Source organism: Streptomyces sp. NPDC048416, assembly GCF_043200435.1.
Taxonomy (GTDB): domain Bacteria; phylum Actinomycetota; class Actinomycetes; order Streptomycetales; family Streptomycetaceae; genus Streptomyces.
Genome location: NZ_JBICXU010000031.1, coordinates 65,313 through 80,485, shown reverse-complemented (window position 1 = coordinate 80,485; position 15,173 = coordinate 65,313). Strand labels below are relative to the sequence as shown.

Annotated in this window: 11 protein-coding genes; 6 read left to right on the top strand and 5 right to left on the bottom strand. The window is 72.6% G+C overall.

Features of this window, described 5'->3' with window-relative positions; all coding sequences use genetic code 11:
• The first annotated feature begins 151 nt into the window (after positions 1-151).
• Together ACGFW5_RS29260 and ACGFW5_RS29255 are read left to right on the top strand one after the other, a co-directional pair.
• Positions 152-1,102 (top strand): LysR family transcriptional regulator, encoded by a 951-nt coding sequence (locus ACGFW5_RS29260; protein WP_393837310.1) that lies wholly within the window; start codon positions 152-154, stop codon positions 1,100-1,102.
• Positions 1,099-2,004 carry a serine hydrolase gene (locus tag ACGFW5_RS29255; RefSeq protein WP_393837309.1) on the top strand — a complete coding sequence of 302 codons (906 nt, stop codon included), beginning with the start codon at positions 1,099-1,101 and terminating at the stop codon, positions 2,002-2,004. The genes ACGFW5_RS29260 and ACGFW5_RS29255 overlap by 4 nt, the downstream gene beginning before the upstream one ends.
• 659 nt (positions 2,005-2,663) lie before the next feature.
• Here ACGFW5_RS29255 and ACGFW5_RS29250 read toward each other — a convergent pair.
• The 3 genes from ACGFW5_RS29250 to ACGFW5_RS29240 form a co-directional block, all read right to left on the bottom strand.
• Entirely contained in the window at positions 2,664-3,638 is a 975-nt protein-coding gene (locus ACGFW5_RS29250; protein WP_114039280.1) for a ribose-phosphate diphosphokinase, read from the bottom strand.
• 117 nt (positions 3,639-3,755) lie between these two features.
• Positions 3,756-5,204: a bifunctional UDP-N-acetylglucosamine diphosphorylase/glucosamine-1-phosphate N-acetyltransferase GlmU gene (gene glmU, locus ACGFW5_RS29245; protein ID WP_393837308.1), complete on the bottom strand. Its 1,449-nt coding sequence runs from the start codon at positions 5,202-5,204 to the stop codon at positions 3,756-3,758.
• A gap of 228 nt (positions 5,205-5,432) precedes the next feature.
• The gene (locus ACGFW5_RS29240) at positions 5,433-6,293 is read right to left on the bottom strand and encodes a hypothetical protein (protein WP_393837307.1); all 861 of its coding nucleotides are present in this window, start codon (positions 6,291-6,293) and stop codon (positions 5,433-5,435) included.
• A 166-nt stretch (positions 6,294-6,459) separates the two neighbouring features.
• Between ACGFW5_RS29240 and ACGFW5_RS29235 the strand changes: the two genes are divergently transcribed.
• A complete protein-coding gene (locus tag ACGFW5_RS29235) occupies positions 6,460-7,785 on the top strand; it encodes a sensor histidine kinase (protein ID WP_393837326.1) in 1,326 nt (441 codons plus the stop codon).
• A 326-nt stretch (positions 7,786-8,111) separates the two neighbouring features.
• Here the strand turns inward: ACGFW5_RS29235 and ACGFW5_RS29230 are convergent, their stop codons facing one another.
• Both ACGFW5_RS29230 and ACGFW5_RS29225 read right to left on the bottom strand, forming a co-directional pair.
• Positions 8,112-8,600, bottom strand: coding sequence for an SUKH-3 domain-containing protein (locus tag ACGFW5_RS29230; protein WP_393837306.1), 489 nt, complete (start codon positions 8,598-8,600; stop codon positions 8,112-8,114).
• Positions 8,601-8,641: 41 nt separating this feature from the next.
• Entirely contained in the window at positions 8,642-9,157 is a 516-nt protein-coding gene (locus ACGFW5_RS29225) for a YwqJ-related putative deaminase (RefSeq protein ID WP_393837305.1), read from the bottom strand.
• A gap of 251 nt (positions 9,158-9,408) precedes the next feature.
• Here ACGFW5_RS29225 and ACGFW5_RS29220 point away from each other — a divergent pair, with 251 nt between their 5' ends.
• From ACGFW5_RS29220 to ACGFW5_RS29210, 3 genes are all read left to right on the top strand, one after another.
• The gene (locus ACGFW5_RS29220) at positions 9,409-10,395 is read left to right on the top strand and encodes an SMI1/KNR4 family protein (protein ID WP_393837304.1); all 987 of its coding nucleotides are present in this window, start codon (positions 9,409-9,411) and stop codon (positions 10,393-10,395) included.
• A gap of 8 nt (positions 10,396-10,403) precedes the next feature.
• On the top strand, positions 10,404-13,232 hold the full coding sequence (locus ACGFW5_RS29215) for an SUKH-4 family immunity protein (RefSeq protein WP_393837303.1): 2,829 nt from the start codon (positions 10,404-10,406) through the stop codon (positions 13,230-13,232).
• A 298-nt stretch (positions 13,233-13,530) separates the two neighbouring features.
• The gene (locus ACGFW5_RS29210) at positions 13,531-14,427 is read left to right on the top strand and encodes a cellulose-binding protein (protein WP_393837302.1); all 897 of its coding nucleotides are present in this window, start codon (positions 13,531-13,533) and stop codon (positions 14,425-14,427) included.
• The last annotated feature ends 746 nt before the right edge of the window (positions 14,428-15,173 follow it).

Below are 15,173 nucleotides of genomic sequence, written 5' to 3'. Positions count from 1 at the left end.
CGATAACGGACCGCCGTACCTCAGGTACGGCCTCCCTCGCCGAGCAACTGCCCCAGACTACCCGGCCACCCCCCGACCGCCCAATTGGATCAGCCGGGCCCACCCGCCTATCAATGCAGCCGCCATAGGTGTTCCCCTATCCTTGCTGCTCATGGACCTGCTGCTGCACCTCAGGTACTTCCGCACCGTCGCCGAGGAACAGCACTTCGGCCGCGCCGCCGAACGCCTGCGCGTCGCCCAGCCCTCCCTCTCGCAGCGCATCCAGCGCCTGGAACGCGAACTCGGCGTCCGCCTCCTGGACCGCGGCCGCACCGGCGCCACCCTCACCCCCGCCGGGCGTCTCGTGCTGGCCGAAACCGACACCCTCCTGGACGCCGCCGACCGGCTCCGCACCCTCGTCGGCCGCGTCAAGGGCGGCGCCGCCGGCACCCTGCGCGCCGCCGTACCGCCCCAGCTCGGCGGCGCCACCGTCGCCGCACTCCTCACCGCCTACCGCGAACGCAGCCCCGGCGGCGAACTCGACCTGCGCGAACTCCCCACCGCCGAAATCACCGCCGAACTCGCCGCGGGCACCCTCGACGCCGGCATCGTCCGCCACCCCTGCCCCGCCACAGGGCTCGGCTTCGGCCCCCAGCTCCACCAGCCACTCGGCGCCCTCCTCGCCGACCAGGACCCCCTCGCCCAGCACACCGACATCGACGTACGCGACCTCGACGGCCGCGAACTCCTCCTCTTCCCCCGCGCCACCGCCCCCGCCCTCCACGACGAAACCCTCACCGCCTGCGCCCGCCACGGCTGCACCCCCAGCGCCGTACGCGAAGTCGCCGGCATCGAGTTCACCCACGCCCTCATCCTGTCCGGCACCCACGTCGTCGCCCTCGTGCCGCGCCCCGCCCCCGAACCCGGCACCACCTGGCGCCCCCTGCGCGCCAACCCCCTGACCTGGCGCACCTCCACCGCCTGGCCCGCCGGACGCGACGGGCCCGCCGTCCGCCTGTTCACCGACACCGCCCACGACGTCCTGCGCGAACACGCCGGACTCGTCCCCACCGCACCCCAGCGGCGCCTGTTCCCCCGCCCCGCATCGGAGTTCCCGCTGTGACCGTGAACATCCCCGGCCCCGTAGGCGGCCGCATCACCGCCGCCTTCACCGATGCCGGGACCACCGGAACGCTCTGCGCCACCGACATCGACACCGGCGACACCGTCGGGCTGGGCGCCGACACCCCCGTCTGCACCGCCAGCGTCCACAAGCTGTGCCTCGTCGCCACCCTCTACCGCGAAGCCGCGGCGGGCCGCGTCGACCCCACCACCCCCCTCGACATCCCCGCCGAGGCCCGCGCCCCCGGCCCCACCGGGCTCGCCGTCATGCGCGACGCCGCCCGGCTCTCCCTGCGCGACCTCGCCTCCCTCGCCATCGCCGTGAGCGACAACGCCGCCGCCGACCTCCTCTGGGACCACCTCGGCCTCGACACCGTCAACGCCACCATGAACGCCCTCGGCCTCACCCGCACCATCGCCGTCCACAACCAGGCCGGGCTCTACGCCACGATGCTCGCCGACGCCGGCGAGGGCGGCCCCGCCGCACTCGTCGACCCCGCCGCCGTGGCCCGCCTCGCCGTCCTCGACCCCGCCCGCACCAACCGCTCCACCGCACGCGAGATGACCACCCTGCTCGGCGCCGTCTGGCGCGATGAGGTCTGCGGCGGGCAGTGGGGCGAGGAACTGCGTGCCGTGCTCGGCGTCCAGGCCTGGAGCCACCGGCTCGCCTCCGGCTTCCCCTTCGACGACGTACGCGTCAGCGGCAAGACGGGGTCGCTGCCGACGCAGCGGCACGAGGCGGGGGTCGTGGAGTATCCCGACGGCGGGCGGTACGCCGTCGCCGTCTTCACCCGGGCGGCGTCGACGGCGGCGACGTTGCCTGCGGCCGATGCGGGGGTCGGGCGTGCGGCCCGGATCGCGGTCGACGCGCTGCGAGCCCGAGGCAGCGAACCCCCTGGCTGACCCGGGCCCCACCCCGCGCCACGCCGCCGGCGCACCACAACCTCCGAACCCCGGCCCCCCCAACCCCGCGTGCGTCTGCGGACCGTGCCCGCGTCTCGCGCCGTTCCCCGCGCCCCAACTTCGTGTGCGTCTGCGGGCCGTGCCCGGCTGGTCGCGCAGTTCCTCGCGGCCCTAACCCCGTGTGCGTCTGCGGGCCGTGTGCGGCTGGTCGCGCAGTTCCCCGCGCCCCTAACCCCGTGTGTGTCTGCGGGCCGTGTGCGGCTGGTCGCGCAGTTCCTCGCGCCCCTAACTTCGTGTGCGTCTGCGGGCCGTGCGCGGCTGGTCGCGCAGTTCCCCGCGCCCCCTACCCCGCTCGCGTCTGCGGACCGTGCTCGCGTCTCGCGCCGGTTCCCGCGCGTCTGACGCAGCTGATCTTGGCAGGGTGCTCGCTCCAGGCAACCTCAGCCCGTCCGGCGTTTGAGGACGAGCGCCTTTCGGGCGCGAAAGGGGTCTGGGGCGGAGCCCCAGGAGTGTGTACCTCAGCCACTTCCACCCCCGGAGGGTTTCGGGAAGGGGCGGGGTGGGGTGGAGCCTCCCGGGGTCAGCCGGGATGCGGCGAAGGGCCGCGTCCTCTTGCTCGACGCGGCCCTTCGCCGTACAGCTACAGCTACAACTACCCGCTAGTTCTCCTCGAAGAGACTCGTCACCGAGCCGTCCTCGAACACCTCACGCACGGCCCGCGCGATCGACGGCGCGATCGACAGCACCGTGATCTTGTCGAGCTCCAGGTCGGACGGGTCCGGCAGCGTGTTCGTGAACACGAACTCGCTCACCTTGGAGTTCTTCAGACGGTCCGCGGCCGGACCCGACAGGATGCCGTGCGTCGCCGTCACGATGACGTCCTCCGCACCGTGCGCGAACAACGCGTCCGCCGCCGCACAGATCGTGCCACCCGTGTCGATCATGTCGTCCACCAGGACGCAGACGCGGCCCTTCACATCACCGACGACCTCGTGCACCGTCACCGTGTTCGCGACGTCCTTGTCACGGCGCTTGTGCACGATCGCCAGCGGCGCGTCCAGACGGTCGCACCAGCGGTCGGCGACCCGGACGCGGCCGGCGTCCGGGGAGACGATCGTCAGCTTCGAGCGGTCGACCTTCGCGCCCACGTAGTCCGCGAGGACCGGAAGCGCGGTCAGGTGGTCGACCGGACCGTCGAAGAAGCCCTGGATCTGGTCCGTGTGCAGGTCCACCGTGAGGATGCGGTCCGCGCCCGCCGTCTTCAGGAGGTCCGCCACCAGACGCGCCGAGATCGGCTCACGGCCCTTGTGCTTCTTGTCCTGGCGGGCATAGCCGTAGGACGGAATGATCACGGTGATGGATCGCGCCGACGCCCGCTTCAGGGCATCGATCATGATCAACTGTTCCATGATCCACTTATTGATCGGAGCCGTGTGGCTCTGGATCAGGAAGCAGTCCGCACCACGCGCCGACTCCTGGAAACGAACGTAGATCTCACCGTTCGCGAAGTCGAAGGCCTTCGTCGGCACGAGGCCCACACCCAACTGGTGCGCAACCTCCTCGGCCAGCTCGGGGTGGGCGCGGCCGGAGAAGAGCATCAGCTTCTTCTCGCCGGTCGTCTTGATCCCGGTCACAGCACAGTCTCCTCAGACGTGTTCGATGCTGCTGCGCCCGCGCGGTCCCTCTCGCGGCGAGCCAGCCGAATATGTGCACCTATCACGGTAGCCCGTGAAAGACGCATCCGAATCCGGTCAGTTCTCCCCAGCCGGACGCTCGGCCGCAGCCTGAGCGGCCTGCGCGGCAGCACTTCCCGGACGCTTGCGCTCCACCCAACCCTCGATATTCCGCTGCTGGCCACGGGCCACGGCCAGCGAACCCGCCGGCACATCCTTCGTGATCACCGAACCCGCGGCGGTGTAAGCACCGTCCCCCACTGTGACGGGCGCAACAAACATGTTGTCCGAACCCGTCTTGCAGTGTGAGCCGATCGTCGTGTGGTGCTTGGCCTCACCGTCATAGTTCACGAACACGCTCGCCGCGCCGATGTTCGTGTACTCGCCGATCGTCGCGTCCCCCACGTACGACAGATGCGGAACCTTCGTCCCCTCACCGATCGTCGCGTTCTTCGTCTCGACGTACGTACCGACCTTCGCCTTCGCACCCAGCCGCGTACCCGGCCGCAAATAGGCGAACGGACCGACCGTCGCGCCCTCGCCCACCTCCGAGTCGTACGACACCGCGTTGTCCACCCGCGCGTCCCGGCCCACCACCGTGTTGGCCAGACGGGAATTCGGACCGACCTCGGCGCCCGAAGCCAGATGCGTCGTACCGATCAGCTGCGTCCCCGGGTGCACGACCGCGTCCTGCTCGAAGGTCACCTGCACATCCACGAACGTCGTCGCCGGATCCACCACCGTCACACCCGCGAGCATCGCCCGCTCCAGCAGACGGTCATTCAGGAGCCGACGCGCCTCCGCCAGCTGCACCCGGTTGTTGATCCCCAGGATCTGCCGGAAGTCCGCCGCAAGCGACGCACCGACCCGGTGCCCCGCCTCCCGCAGGATCCCGAGCACATCCGTCAGGTACTCCTCGCCCTGGCTGTTGTCCGTACGCACCTTGCCGAGCGCGTCCGCGAGGAGCGCCCCGTCGAACGCGAACACACCGGAGTTGATCTCACGGATCGCGCGCTGCGCCTCGGTCGCGTCCTTGTGCTCCACGATCGCGGTGACCGCGCCCGAGACGTCGTCCCGCACGATGCGGCCGTAGCCCGTCGAGTCGGTGACCTCGGCCGTCAGCACGGTGACCGCATTGCGGTCCGACTCGTGCGTACGGGCCAGCTCCGCCAGCGTCGCGCCGGTCAGCAGCGGGGTGTCGCCGCACACCACGACGACCGTGCCCTCGATGGACTGGCCCAGCTCCTCAAGCGCCATCCGGACCGCGTGCCCGGTGCCGTTCTGCTCGTACTGGACCGCGGTGCGCACGTCGGCGTCGACCGCGCCGAGGTGGGCAGTGACCTGCTCGCGGGCGTGGCCGACGACCACGACCAGGTGCTCGGGGTCCAGCTCACGGGCGGCGGCGACGACATGGCCGACGAGCGAACGCCCGCAGATCTCGTGCAGAACCTTGGGAGTGGCCGACTTCATGCGGGTGCCCTCACCCGCGGCGAGGACGACGACGGCGGCCGGGCGGGTTGCGCTCACGGAGGTGCCCTTCGGCTTCGGGGGGTGGACACCCGAAGGATACCGGGGGGTTTCGCGGATGAAATCTGGGTGGGGGCTGGGGAAATGCGGCGGGTCCTGACGAGAAACGTCAGGACCCGTTGTCTGGGCTCCCCCATCAGGATTTGAACCTGAACAGACGGTACCAAAAACCGTAGTGCTGCCTGATTACACCATGGGGGATTAAACCCGGCTGAACCAGACATTGGGTCAGGTCGCCGGACCAGCACCCAACACTATGCCGTACCAAGTGCCTTCCATGCGACGGTAGAGATCGGCGCTTTTGGTCACGTAGATCACGAGGCAGCCCCGGTACGTCTCTGCGACGTTCTTTCGCTTCGTGCGCGGGTTGTGTCTCTTGAGTGTGGCCCGCTTGAAGGCTGAGGCGTCCACTCCCGCCAGGCGGGCCCAGAAGCGCTCGGCTTCAAAGACGTCCGCCGACTCGTGGATGCTCACGCGGAAGTGCATCCGCTCCCGCGTGACGCCCAGAAGGTCGAGCCAGTCGAGGTAGACCTTGATCACGTCGGGGTCGCTGTTGATGAATTGGAGGCACCCGCTGCGGCGGTAGGTTTTGTCCTTGGCACCCTCGGCCCAGTACAGGCCGACGCCGACGAGGAAAAGCTCGCGATCCGACAGCTTTCCCACCCGGTCGCGAGCCGCCGCCTTCGTTGCCAGGCGCTCGTTGTCCTGCGCGGCCCGGAGCCGGGCGAGCCCGTCATTCATCAAGCCGCGCCGCTCCTCGTCCGTGTAGCGAGGTCCCGGCTTGGGGAGGTCGCGGACCCACAGGGATATGGAGCTCTTCGAGCAGCCCAGCTCGACCTGGATCTGGTCGTACGTCATGCCCTGCGTGCGGAGTTCACGCGCCCGGGCGCGGAGGTCGTCCTTGGCGTTGGGGCGTTTGGTCCACTCGGGGGCGGGCTCGCCGTTCAGGAGGCGGTTCAGGAGGTCGTTGTTGTCGACGAACAGGCGGTCGCGGATCTGGCGGCGGCTGAGTCCTTCGCGGCGCAGCGCGATCGCTTGTCGGCGCAGTCCTTCGAAGTCGGCGTATTTGCCGGGTGTGGTCGATGTCATACGGACACGCTCGTCCGGAATGCGGACGTCCGGTCGAATACCGGGGCGGTTCACTACATCGTGGGATTGACCGCTATTTCTGGCGTGTTCGATGGGGCGTCGTGCCGTGGATGGCCGTGGAAAAGCCGGAGGAGAATCGTTCGCGGCCGCCCGTAGGCTGGGAGCCATGACCGCAACGGGGGCTGACCGGCGAGCCACGGGGTTGACCTCCCGTGGCCGTGGCTGGTGGTGGTGGGAGCGCAGGCGCAGCGCGGTGCTGGACGTCTCGCTCGGGGTGCTGTCCGCGCTGGAGTGCGCGGTGGAGGGTGTGGGTTTCGCGAGGGACGCGGGGCTTCCGGTGCCGGCCGGGGTGCTGCTCGGTCTGGTGGCGGGCATGTCGTTGGTGTTGCGGCGGCGGTGGCCGATCGCGGTGGTGCTGGTCTCGATCGCGGTGACCCCGGCGAGCATGGGTTTTCTGCTGAGCGTGGTGGGTCTGTACACGCTGGCCGCGTCGGAGGTGCCGCGGCGGATCACGGCGGCGCTGGCGGGGATGTCGGTGGCGGGGACGTTCATCGTCACGTTCGTACGGATGCATCAGAGCGTGGCGCAGGGGGATTACGACCCGGGGCGTTGGTACGTGCCGATGGTGTCGGTCGTGATGTCGCTGGGGATTTCGGGTCCGCCACTGTTGTACGGGCTGTATATAGGGGCGCGGCGGCGGCTGATGGAGTCGTTGCGGGAACGCGCGGATTCGCTGGAGCGGGAGTTGTCCTTGCTCGCGGACCGGGCGGAGGAGCGGGCGGAGTGGGCGCGTACGGAGGAGCGGACGCGCATCGCCCGTGAGATGCATGACGTGGTGGCGCACCGGGTGTCGTTGATGGTGGTGCATGCTGCGGCATTGCAGGCGGTGGCGCGCAAGGATCCGGAGAAGGCCGTGAAGAACGCCGCGTTGGTGGGGGACATGGGGCGTCAGGCGTTGACGGAGTTGCGGGAGATGTTGGGGGTGCTGCGGACGGCCGATCAGCAGCGGGGGGCGGTACGGGTGGACCCGGTGCCGCTCGCGGCGGTGGGGGCGGCGGCCGCGGCGGCTGCGGCGGCCGCGGAGGAGGGGCCCTGTCTTGCGGACATCGAGGCGCTGGTGGGGCAGTCCCGTGAGGCCGGGATGGTGGTGGAGCTGATGGTGCGGGGGCAGGCGCGGGGGTGTGACGCGCTGGTGGAGCAGACGGCGTGCCGGGTGGTGCAGGAGGCGCTGACCAATGTGCACAAGCATGCGGCGGGCGCGAAGGTGATGGTGCGGCTGGCCTATCGGGAGGCCGAGGTCGCGATGCAGGTGGAGAACGGGCCTGCGGACGGGGTCACGGCGGACGCGGGGTTGCCCAGTGGGGGCAACGGGTTGGTGGGGATGCGGGAGCGGGTGCTTGCGCTGGGTGGGGTGTTTGTGTCGGGGCCGACGGATGCGGGGGGGTTTCGGGTGTCGGCCGTGTTGCCCGATGCGGTGCGGGTGGTTCCGTAGGGGTGTTTGCCCACCCTCCCCCAAGCTCTTAAGGAGCAGGGGGACCCCCATCCCGTGCGGCTACTTGAGGGTGCGGCTCCCTGGGGCTGCGCCCCAGACCCCATGCGGGGGCTCCGCCCCCTGCACCCCCGTTCGCGCCTGAACGGCGCTCGTCCTCAATCGCCGGACGGGCTGAAGATGCCCGACCTGGCCAGCACCGACCCTGCCAGGGGCGCGGGGAACTGCGCGAGCAACCACGCACGGTCCGCGGCCGAAAGACGGTCCTCAGGGGGCGCGGGGAACTGCGCGGATCCCGGGTGGGTGGGGCGGTCAGGATGGTGGGGCGGTCAGGATGGGGTGAGGCGGATGGGCTGGGTGCCGGTGATGAGGGTGTTCAGGGCGTGGTCGATGTCGGGGCCGAGGTACCAGTCACCGGTGTGGTCGAGGGAGTAGACACGCCCCTGCGCGTCGATGGCGAGGACGGCCTGCTGGTCGCCCTCTTCGCCGAGCGGGGCGATGTCGGTTTCGAGGGCGCGCCCGAGGTCGGCCAGGGTGCGGGCGAGGTGCAGGCCGGCGAGGGGGTCGAAGCGCAGGGTGGCGGGGGCGTTGCGCCGGCCGGGGCCGGGGGCGGTGAGGTGCAGGCCGCCGAATTCGGCCCAGGCTTCGACGGCGGCGGGAAAGACGGTGTGGCGGTGTCCGGCGGGGGAGGTGTGGCCGCGCAGGACGTCGGCCCAGGCCTCGGCCTGTCGGATGTCCCAGCGGCCGGGCTGCCAGCCGGCCGTGCGCAGGGCGGCGTCGACGGGGACGGGGAAGCGGGTGGTGGAGGTGTCCGGCATCGGCCGCGGCCTTTCCGTGCGGTGGGTGCGGGGGCTCGTGCTCAGGGTTCGACGCTGCGGACGCCGAAGTGGTCCAGGAGCGCGGTGCAGGAACGGCAGGGGGGTGCGTAGCTGCCGTGGAGCGGGTCGCCGTCCTCGCGTATGCGGCGGGCGGTGAGTTTGGCGTGCTTGAGGGCGCGGCGCGCTTCGCCGTGCGTGAGGGGTTTGCGCTGGGCGCGTTTGGAGCGGCCTGTTTCGACGGCGGTCAGGTGTCGGGAGAGCAGGATCGCTTCGGGGCAACGGCCGGTGAAGCGTTCGCGTTGGCCGCTGGTGAGGGTGTCCAGGTAGTCCTGGACGAGGCTGTGCAGGGCGGGGGGCTGTTCGCCCTTGCCCGCGGTGCAGGTGAGGGTTTCGCCGCGGACGGAGAGCGCGGCGGCGATGGCGGGGAGGATGCCGTCGCGGCGGTGGCGGAGTAAAGGCGCGGCGGTGGCGGCGCTGGCGCTCCACGTGAGACGTGGGTCGCCCGGTGTGTCCCGTACGGGCTGTGTTGCGGATGTTTCGCCTGGTGCGGTGTGCATGGTGCTGGTGTTCCTCCCACTGGCGGCGGCTTCAGCCGCACGTGTCAGCGCCCCCGAGTTGCGGGGACAGCCTGCCAAATGTGAGTGGTGGTACGGAAGCTGGGGCGCGATAAGCCGCGTATGACGGGCGCAGGGTGATATGTGCGTGACGGTTGGTGATCGAAATGCGGGGCCGGTCCTCGGTATTGCCGCACCGCATACTCTGGTCCTCACCAGCCAGACGCCGGAGCACGCAGCAGGGGGCAACCGCCATGACGACAGGTCGGCTCGGGCAGCATGCCGCGCCACCGAACGCGGCCTATGCCGGGCAGGTCGTGCACTTCCCGGATCCGGTCCGGGCCGCCCGGCATCCCAGAGGGGTGCGGGTGGACGAGAACGGCTTCCCGGTTTTCGCGCCGTACGCCCGTGCGGCGGTGGAGATCGCCGAGCCGCCCGAGGGCTTCGGGGTGGATGAGCTCCGGCTGACGGACTACGTGTCGGCCAACGCGGCGCTCGCCGCGGCGGGGCACGAGTTGTGGGACACGATCGCGGCGGTGGCGACGCCGCACGGCTGGACGTGGCATCACGTGCCCGGCGGCCGTCGTCTCGAACTGGTGCCGGTCGAGGTGAAGGCGCTGCTGCGTCATTACGGCGGCCTCGCGACGACGCAGGTGGAGCACGAGAAGCGGGGCACGCGCCCGTTGCAGGAGACGCGTCCGGCGCATTTCGGTCTGCCGAAGGGATCGGTGGCGGTCTCGGAGTCCCAACTCCTGGGCGTGGAGGAGGACTTGGGCTTCCGGCTGCCGGGTGCCTACCGCTCGTTCCTGAAGGCGGCGGGGGGCTGCGCCCCGGTGGGCGCGGCGCTCGACGCGGAGCTGGGCCTCCTGGTGGACCAGCCGTTCTTCACGGTGCGTGAGGAAGCGGCGGTCAACGACCTCGTATACATCAACAAGTGTCTGCGCGATCACCTCACCAAGGACTATCTGGGCGTCGCCTTCGTGCAGGGCGGGATCCTCGCGGTGAAGGTGCGGGGTTCGGCGGTCGGTTCGGTGTGGTTCTGCGCGTACGACGACGCGCGGGATCAGGACGGGTTGAGCGTGAACGAGCGGGTGGAGCGGCTGCTGCTGCCCTGCGGTGACGACTTCGACGCGTTCATGGCGCGGCTCGCGGGTAATCCGCCGGAGCTGGAGACCGTGGCGAACCTGATGGTGGACGGCGGCTTCGCGCGCGTCGTCGAGACGACCTCGGTAGGGGAGTGAGCCGGCCGATGGTGACTTTCGCTCAGGCGCAGGAGCGCGCGGAAGAGTGGATCAACGGCGATGTGCCCGCGTACCAGCACCGTGAGGTGCGGGTGCGGGAGTTCGAGCTGGGTTTCGTGGTGTGGGCGGAGGACCGTGAGAACGGGCCTTCGGGCGGTGGCGGCGCGCAGCGCCTGGTGATCGCACGGGACAGCGGGGACGCGTCGTTGTGGCCCGGGCTGCCGGTGGGTGAGGTGATCCGCCGGTACGAGGAGGAGTACGGGGTGCCCGAGGACGCGCCGGTCGCGCCGGAGCCCGCGGCCCGGATCGATCTGAATCAGACGTCGTTCCTGTTGAGCCCGCCGGAGTGGTTGCAGGAGGCGGCCGACCGGCTCGGGATTCCGGACCGCCGGGGCGAGGGCGCCGGCGGCGATGCGTCGCGGGCGGTCGGTCAGCCCGACTGGCCCGCTCCTGCGGCGTCCGGCCAGGGCCCGGCTTCGGGTGCGTCGGATGTTGCGGGTGCGTCGGGTGCTGCGGCTGCGTCGGGTGCTGCGGGTGTTGCGGGTGCTTCGAGTACGGCGGGTGCTTCGGGTGCGGGCACTCCTGCCGGGGCCACGCCCTGGGCGGGGACCGACACCAACGCCGGTTCGGACGACGGTTCCGTGCCGCTGCCCGCGACCGTGTTCGCTCCCGCCCTGTCCGGTTCGGACGGCGACGAGGCAGAACCGCCGAGGGCGCTGCCCGAGGCGAAGACCGCGTTGATGGCGGGCGGCAGTCAGCTTCCGCCGACGGCGCTCGCGCCCGCGTACGACCCGCAGACCGGGCCGGCGTCCGGTGCCAACGCGCCGCGACCGGCCGGCGCGACTCCGCCTCCCGGTGTCCCCGCCTCCCCGCTGGCGCCGGCGCCCGCGTCGGGTTCTGCCATGTCGGGTTCCGGCCCGGCGGGTTCTGCCGTGTCCTCGGGCGCGGGCGACATCGCCGATGCCGCGACGAGCAAGGCGGCCGGTCCGCCGCCGGGTGCGCGGGGCGCGCGGGGCGGGGGTTCCCCCACGCCGCCTCCGCCGGGTGCGCCGGGCACTCCCGGTGCCCGTCCGGGCGTTCCGACCGCAGGCCCGGTGCCGGGTGCGACCCCGCCGCCGGGGGTGACGCCGGGTGCGACTCCGCCGCCGGGTGGGCCGGCCGGTGGCTATCTGCCCACGCAGCTGGTCTCGCAGTTCGGCCCCGAGGGGCCCGGACCGCAGCAGCCGGGGCCGCCCGCGCCGCCGCCCGCGCGGGGCGACGTACACCACGCCGCGACGATGTTCGCGGACCCGAGCCTCGGCGGCCAGGCAGGTCTGGGCGCACCGATGCCGCCGGGACCGCCCGGCGCTCCGGGTGCGCCGAGTGCTCATGGCGCTCCCGGCGCCCCGAGTGCTCATGGCGCTCCCGGTGCGCCGCAGCCGCCCGGTCCTCCCGGGGTGCCGCATACGCCGCCCGGCGGTGTGCACCACGCCGCGACGATGCTGGCCGATCCCAGCCGGATGGGTCCCGCGGGCCCCGGCGCGCCGATGCCGCCGGGAGCTCCGGGAGCTCCGGGCGCGCCGATGCCGCCCGGTCCGCCCGCGGCCCCGGGTGCGACGCCGTCGCCCGGCGCTCCGATGCCGCCCGCCGCTCCCGGTGCCCCCGGTGGCGGTGTGCATCACGCGGCGACGATGCTGGCGGGTCCCGCGCAGATGGGGCCCGGCGGCGGGGTGCCGCAGCCGCCCGGCCCGCCCGGCATGCCGCCGGGTGGTCCCGGCATGCAATCCGGCCCGCCCGGCATGCCGCCGGGTGGACCCGTGCCGCAGCCGGCGCCCGCGTACGGCTATCCGCAGCAGCCCCCCGCGGGGCTGCCGACGGTGGGGCCCGGGTATCAGGCGGTGCTGCGTTACCGCGCGCCCGACGGGTCCGAGCAGCAGCTCATCCGCCGCTCGGCGCCGGGCATTCCGCACCCGGAGTGGCAGATCTTCCACGAGCTGCGGACGATGAACGTGCCCGCGGACCATGTGCTCGAACTGCACACCGAGCTGGAGTCGTGCGAGCTGCCGGGTGGCTACTGCGCGCGGATGATCCGCGAGCAGTGGCCGCAGGTGCGGATCACGAACGTCGCCCCGTACGGCAAGGACCATGCCTCGCGTCGCCAGGGTGTGCAGCATCTGCTCACCCACCAGGGCGAGTTGGCGCAGGTCGCGGACGGGCCCGCCAGGCCGCAGCCGGTGCGGGCGCCGATCCCGGCGGTCCAGCCGGCTCCGCCGCTGCCGCCGGAGGGCGTGGCGCACGAGCTGGCGGGTGCGTTCGGACCGCAGGGCGTCTTCCGCTTCGACCAGCGGGCGGTGTCGCGTCAGGGTGTGCCGGAGGTCGTGGCGGTCACGCTGGTGTGGGCGGGCCTGCCGGTGGACTTCGGCCCGTTCTTCTGGGCGCAGGCCGCGCCCGGTCAGCCGGTGCCGACGTTGGCGGAGCTCGCCCAGCAGCGCGGGGTGCAGCCGGCCGCGGACGCGGGTTCGTATCTGGTGATGGGCTCGGACTTCGGGCGGGCGATCTGTGTCCAGTACGGGACCGCGAACATCGTGGCGGTGCCGGTGGAGGCGGGATCCCCGACGGGAGGGCACGGTCAGTCGGTGCCGCCGCAGTTCGTGAACTCGGGGCTGCCCGAGTTCGTACGCTGCCTCGCGCTCCTCGGCCGCATGTGGCGGCTGCGGTTCGGGCTCAACCCGGAGCAGGCGGGGCGCTGGACGGTCGACTTCCAGGCGCAGCTCGCCGCGCTCGACCCGGCGGCCCTCGCGTCGCCGGAGAGCTGGTGGTCGGTGCTGCTCGAACAGCTGTGGGACGGGCTGCTCTGACCGTCGCTCTTCTTCGCTGGGCCGAGGCGCTCACCGTGCGGGTCGCGGTGGGCGCCTCGGGCATGCGGGTCGCGGTGGGTGCTTCGGGCGTGCGGGTTGCGGTGGGTGCTTCGGGCGTGCGGTGCCCATGGGGTGCCCATGCGATGCCGACTTCTGGCGCCGGTTGACGCATCCTTGAGCGAGGGATGTGGGCGGAGTGTCGCCTTTTGGCCATGTCGCTTCGATCGGTCGGAGTGGGCGTCGGGCAGCCGGTACAGGTGCCGGGCGGTCCGTGGGTGCGGATGAGAGGACGTGAGGGATGAGCGCAGCATCGGTGCCGCCGGCGGCGCGGCCGTTCGGGACCGGCCGTGGCCGTGGTTACCGTCCCGATCAGGTCGACCGCACCGTGGCCCGGCTCGCGCGGGAACGCGAGGAGGCCGGGGAGCGGGAGGCCCGGCTCGCCGCCCTCGCCGCTGAGCTGGGTGAGCGGGCGGCCGCGTTGCGCGAGCAGGTCGCCGGGCTCGCCCCGCAGACGTACGAGGAGCTGGGTGGCCGCGCCCGGGCGCTGTTCGCGCTGGCCGTCGAGGAGGCGGACGAGCTGCGGGCCGCGGCGGACGAGGCGGCGGCCGGGTGCGTGCGCGCCGCGGAGGAGGCGGGCCGCGCGGCGCGGGACGCGGCGCGTACGGACAGCGAGGCGGTGCTCGCGGACGCCGAGGAGTGGGTGACCCGGCGGCTGCTCGCGGCGCGCGAGGAGGCCGACGAGCTGCGGGGTGCCGCGCGCACCGCGGCGGAAGAACTCCGCGAGGAGGCGGCCGGAGAGCTGGCCGGGACGCGTCGCCGCTGTGAGGCGGAACGGGCCGGGCAGGAGCGGGAGCACGCGGACGCGCTCGATGCGCTGGAGCGTGAACACGCCGAGCAGGAACGGCAGTTGGAGTCGCGTCTCGCGGAGCTGACGGCGGCCGCCGAGGCCGCGCTCGATGCGGCGCGGCGTGCTTACGCCGACGCCGAGGAGAGCGCGCGGCACGGCGAGGAGGACGCCGAGGCACGGGCGGCGGAGCTGGTCGCAGGGGCGCGGGCCCGCGAGGACCGGATCGTGGCGGAGGTGGAGCGGGTGGTGCGCGAGCACGACGAGGCCCGCGAGGGCATGCGGGCGCACATGGCGCACGTACGCGACAGCCTGGCCACCCTGACGGGCCGCACCCCGCCCGAGGACTGAGCCCGGACGACGCCCCCGGCGACCCGGGCGACCCGGGCGGCCCGGGCGGCCTCGGCGGCCCTGGTGACCTCGGCGGCCCCGGTGACCCGGGCGACCCCTGCGGCCCCGGCGCCCCCGGTGACCTTGGCGACCTCGGCGGCCCGGGAGGCCTCGGCTTCCCCTGCGACCCGGGCGACCTCGGCGACCCCTGGGCCCCGGTGACCCTTGCGACCCCGGCGGCCCTGGCGGCCCTGCGGCCCCGGCGGCCCTGGCGGCCCTGCGGCCCCGGCGGCCCTGGCGGCCCTGCGGCCCCGGCGGTCCCGGCGACCTCGGCGACCTTGGCGACCTCGGCGGCCCCGGCGCCCCGGCGACGCCGCCGCGCGGCTGGGCGCGGTGGCGTCGCCGGGGTCAGGGGCTAGGCGGCCAGGCGGCCAGGTGCCAGGCGGCCAGGCGGCCAGGTGCCAGGCGGCGTCAGGGGTCAGGCGGCCAAAGGCCCGGGGTCGGCGCAATGGCTGACAAGGATGCGTGGCAGAGGGTGGCGGGGGCTCCTCCCGGGGGACTGGTCCCAGGGGTTGAGACCCCTAGGGGGTGGGCCCTACTTCGGGGGAGGGGCGTTTCGTCCCGGCGGAGGAGGTGGCGCCTGAGCCCGTTCCTTACCGTGGTTTTACGTCATGAAGCGCGGTCGCGGGGTGGGGAAAACCCCACCCCGAAGACTGCGCCGGGCACCAGGGCGCCGAGCGCTGCCCTGCCGGAGACTCAAGGCGTAC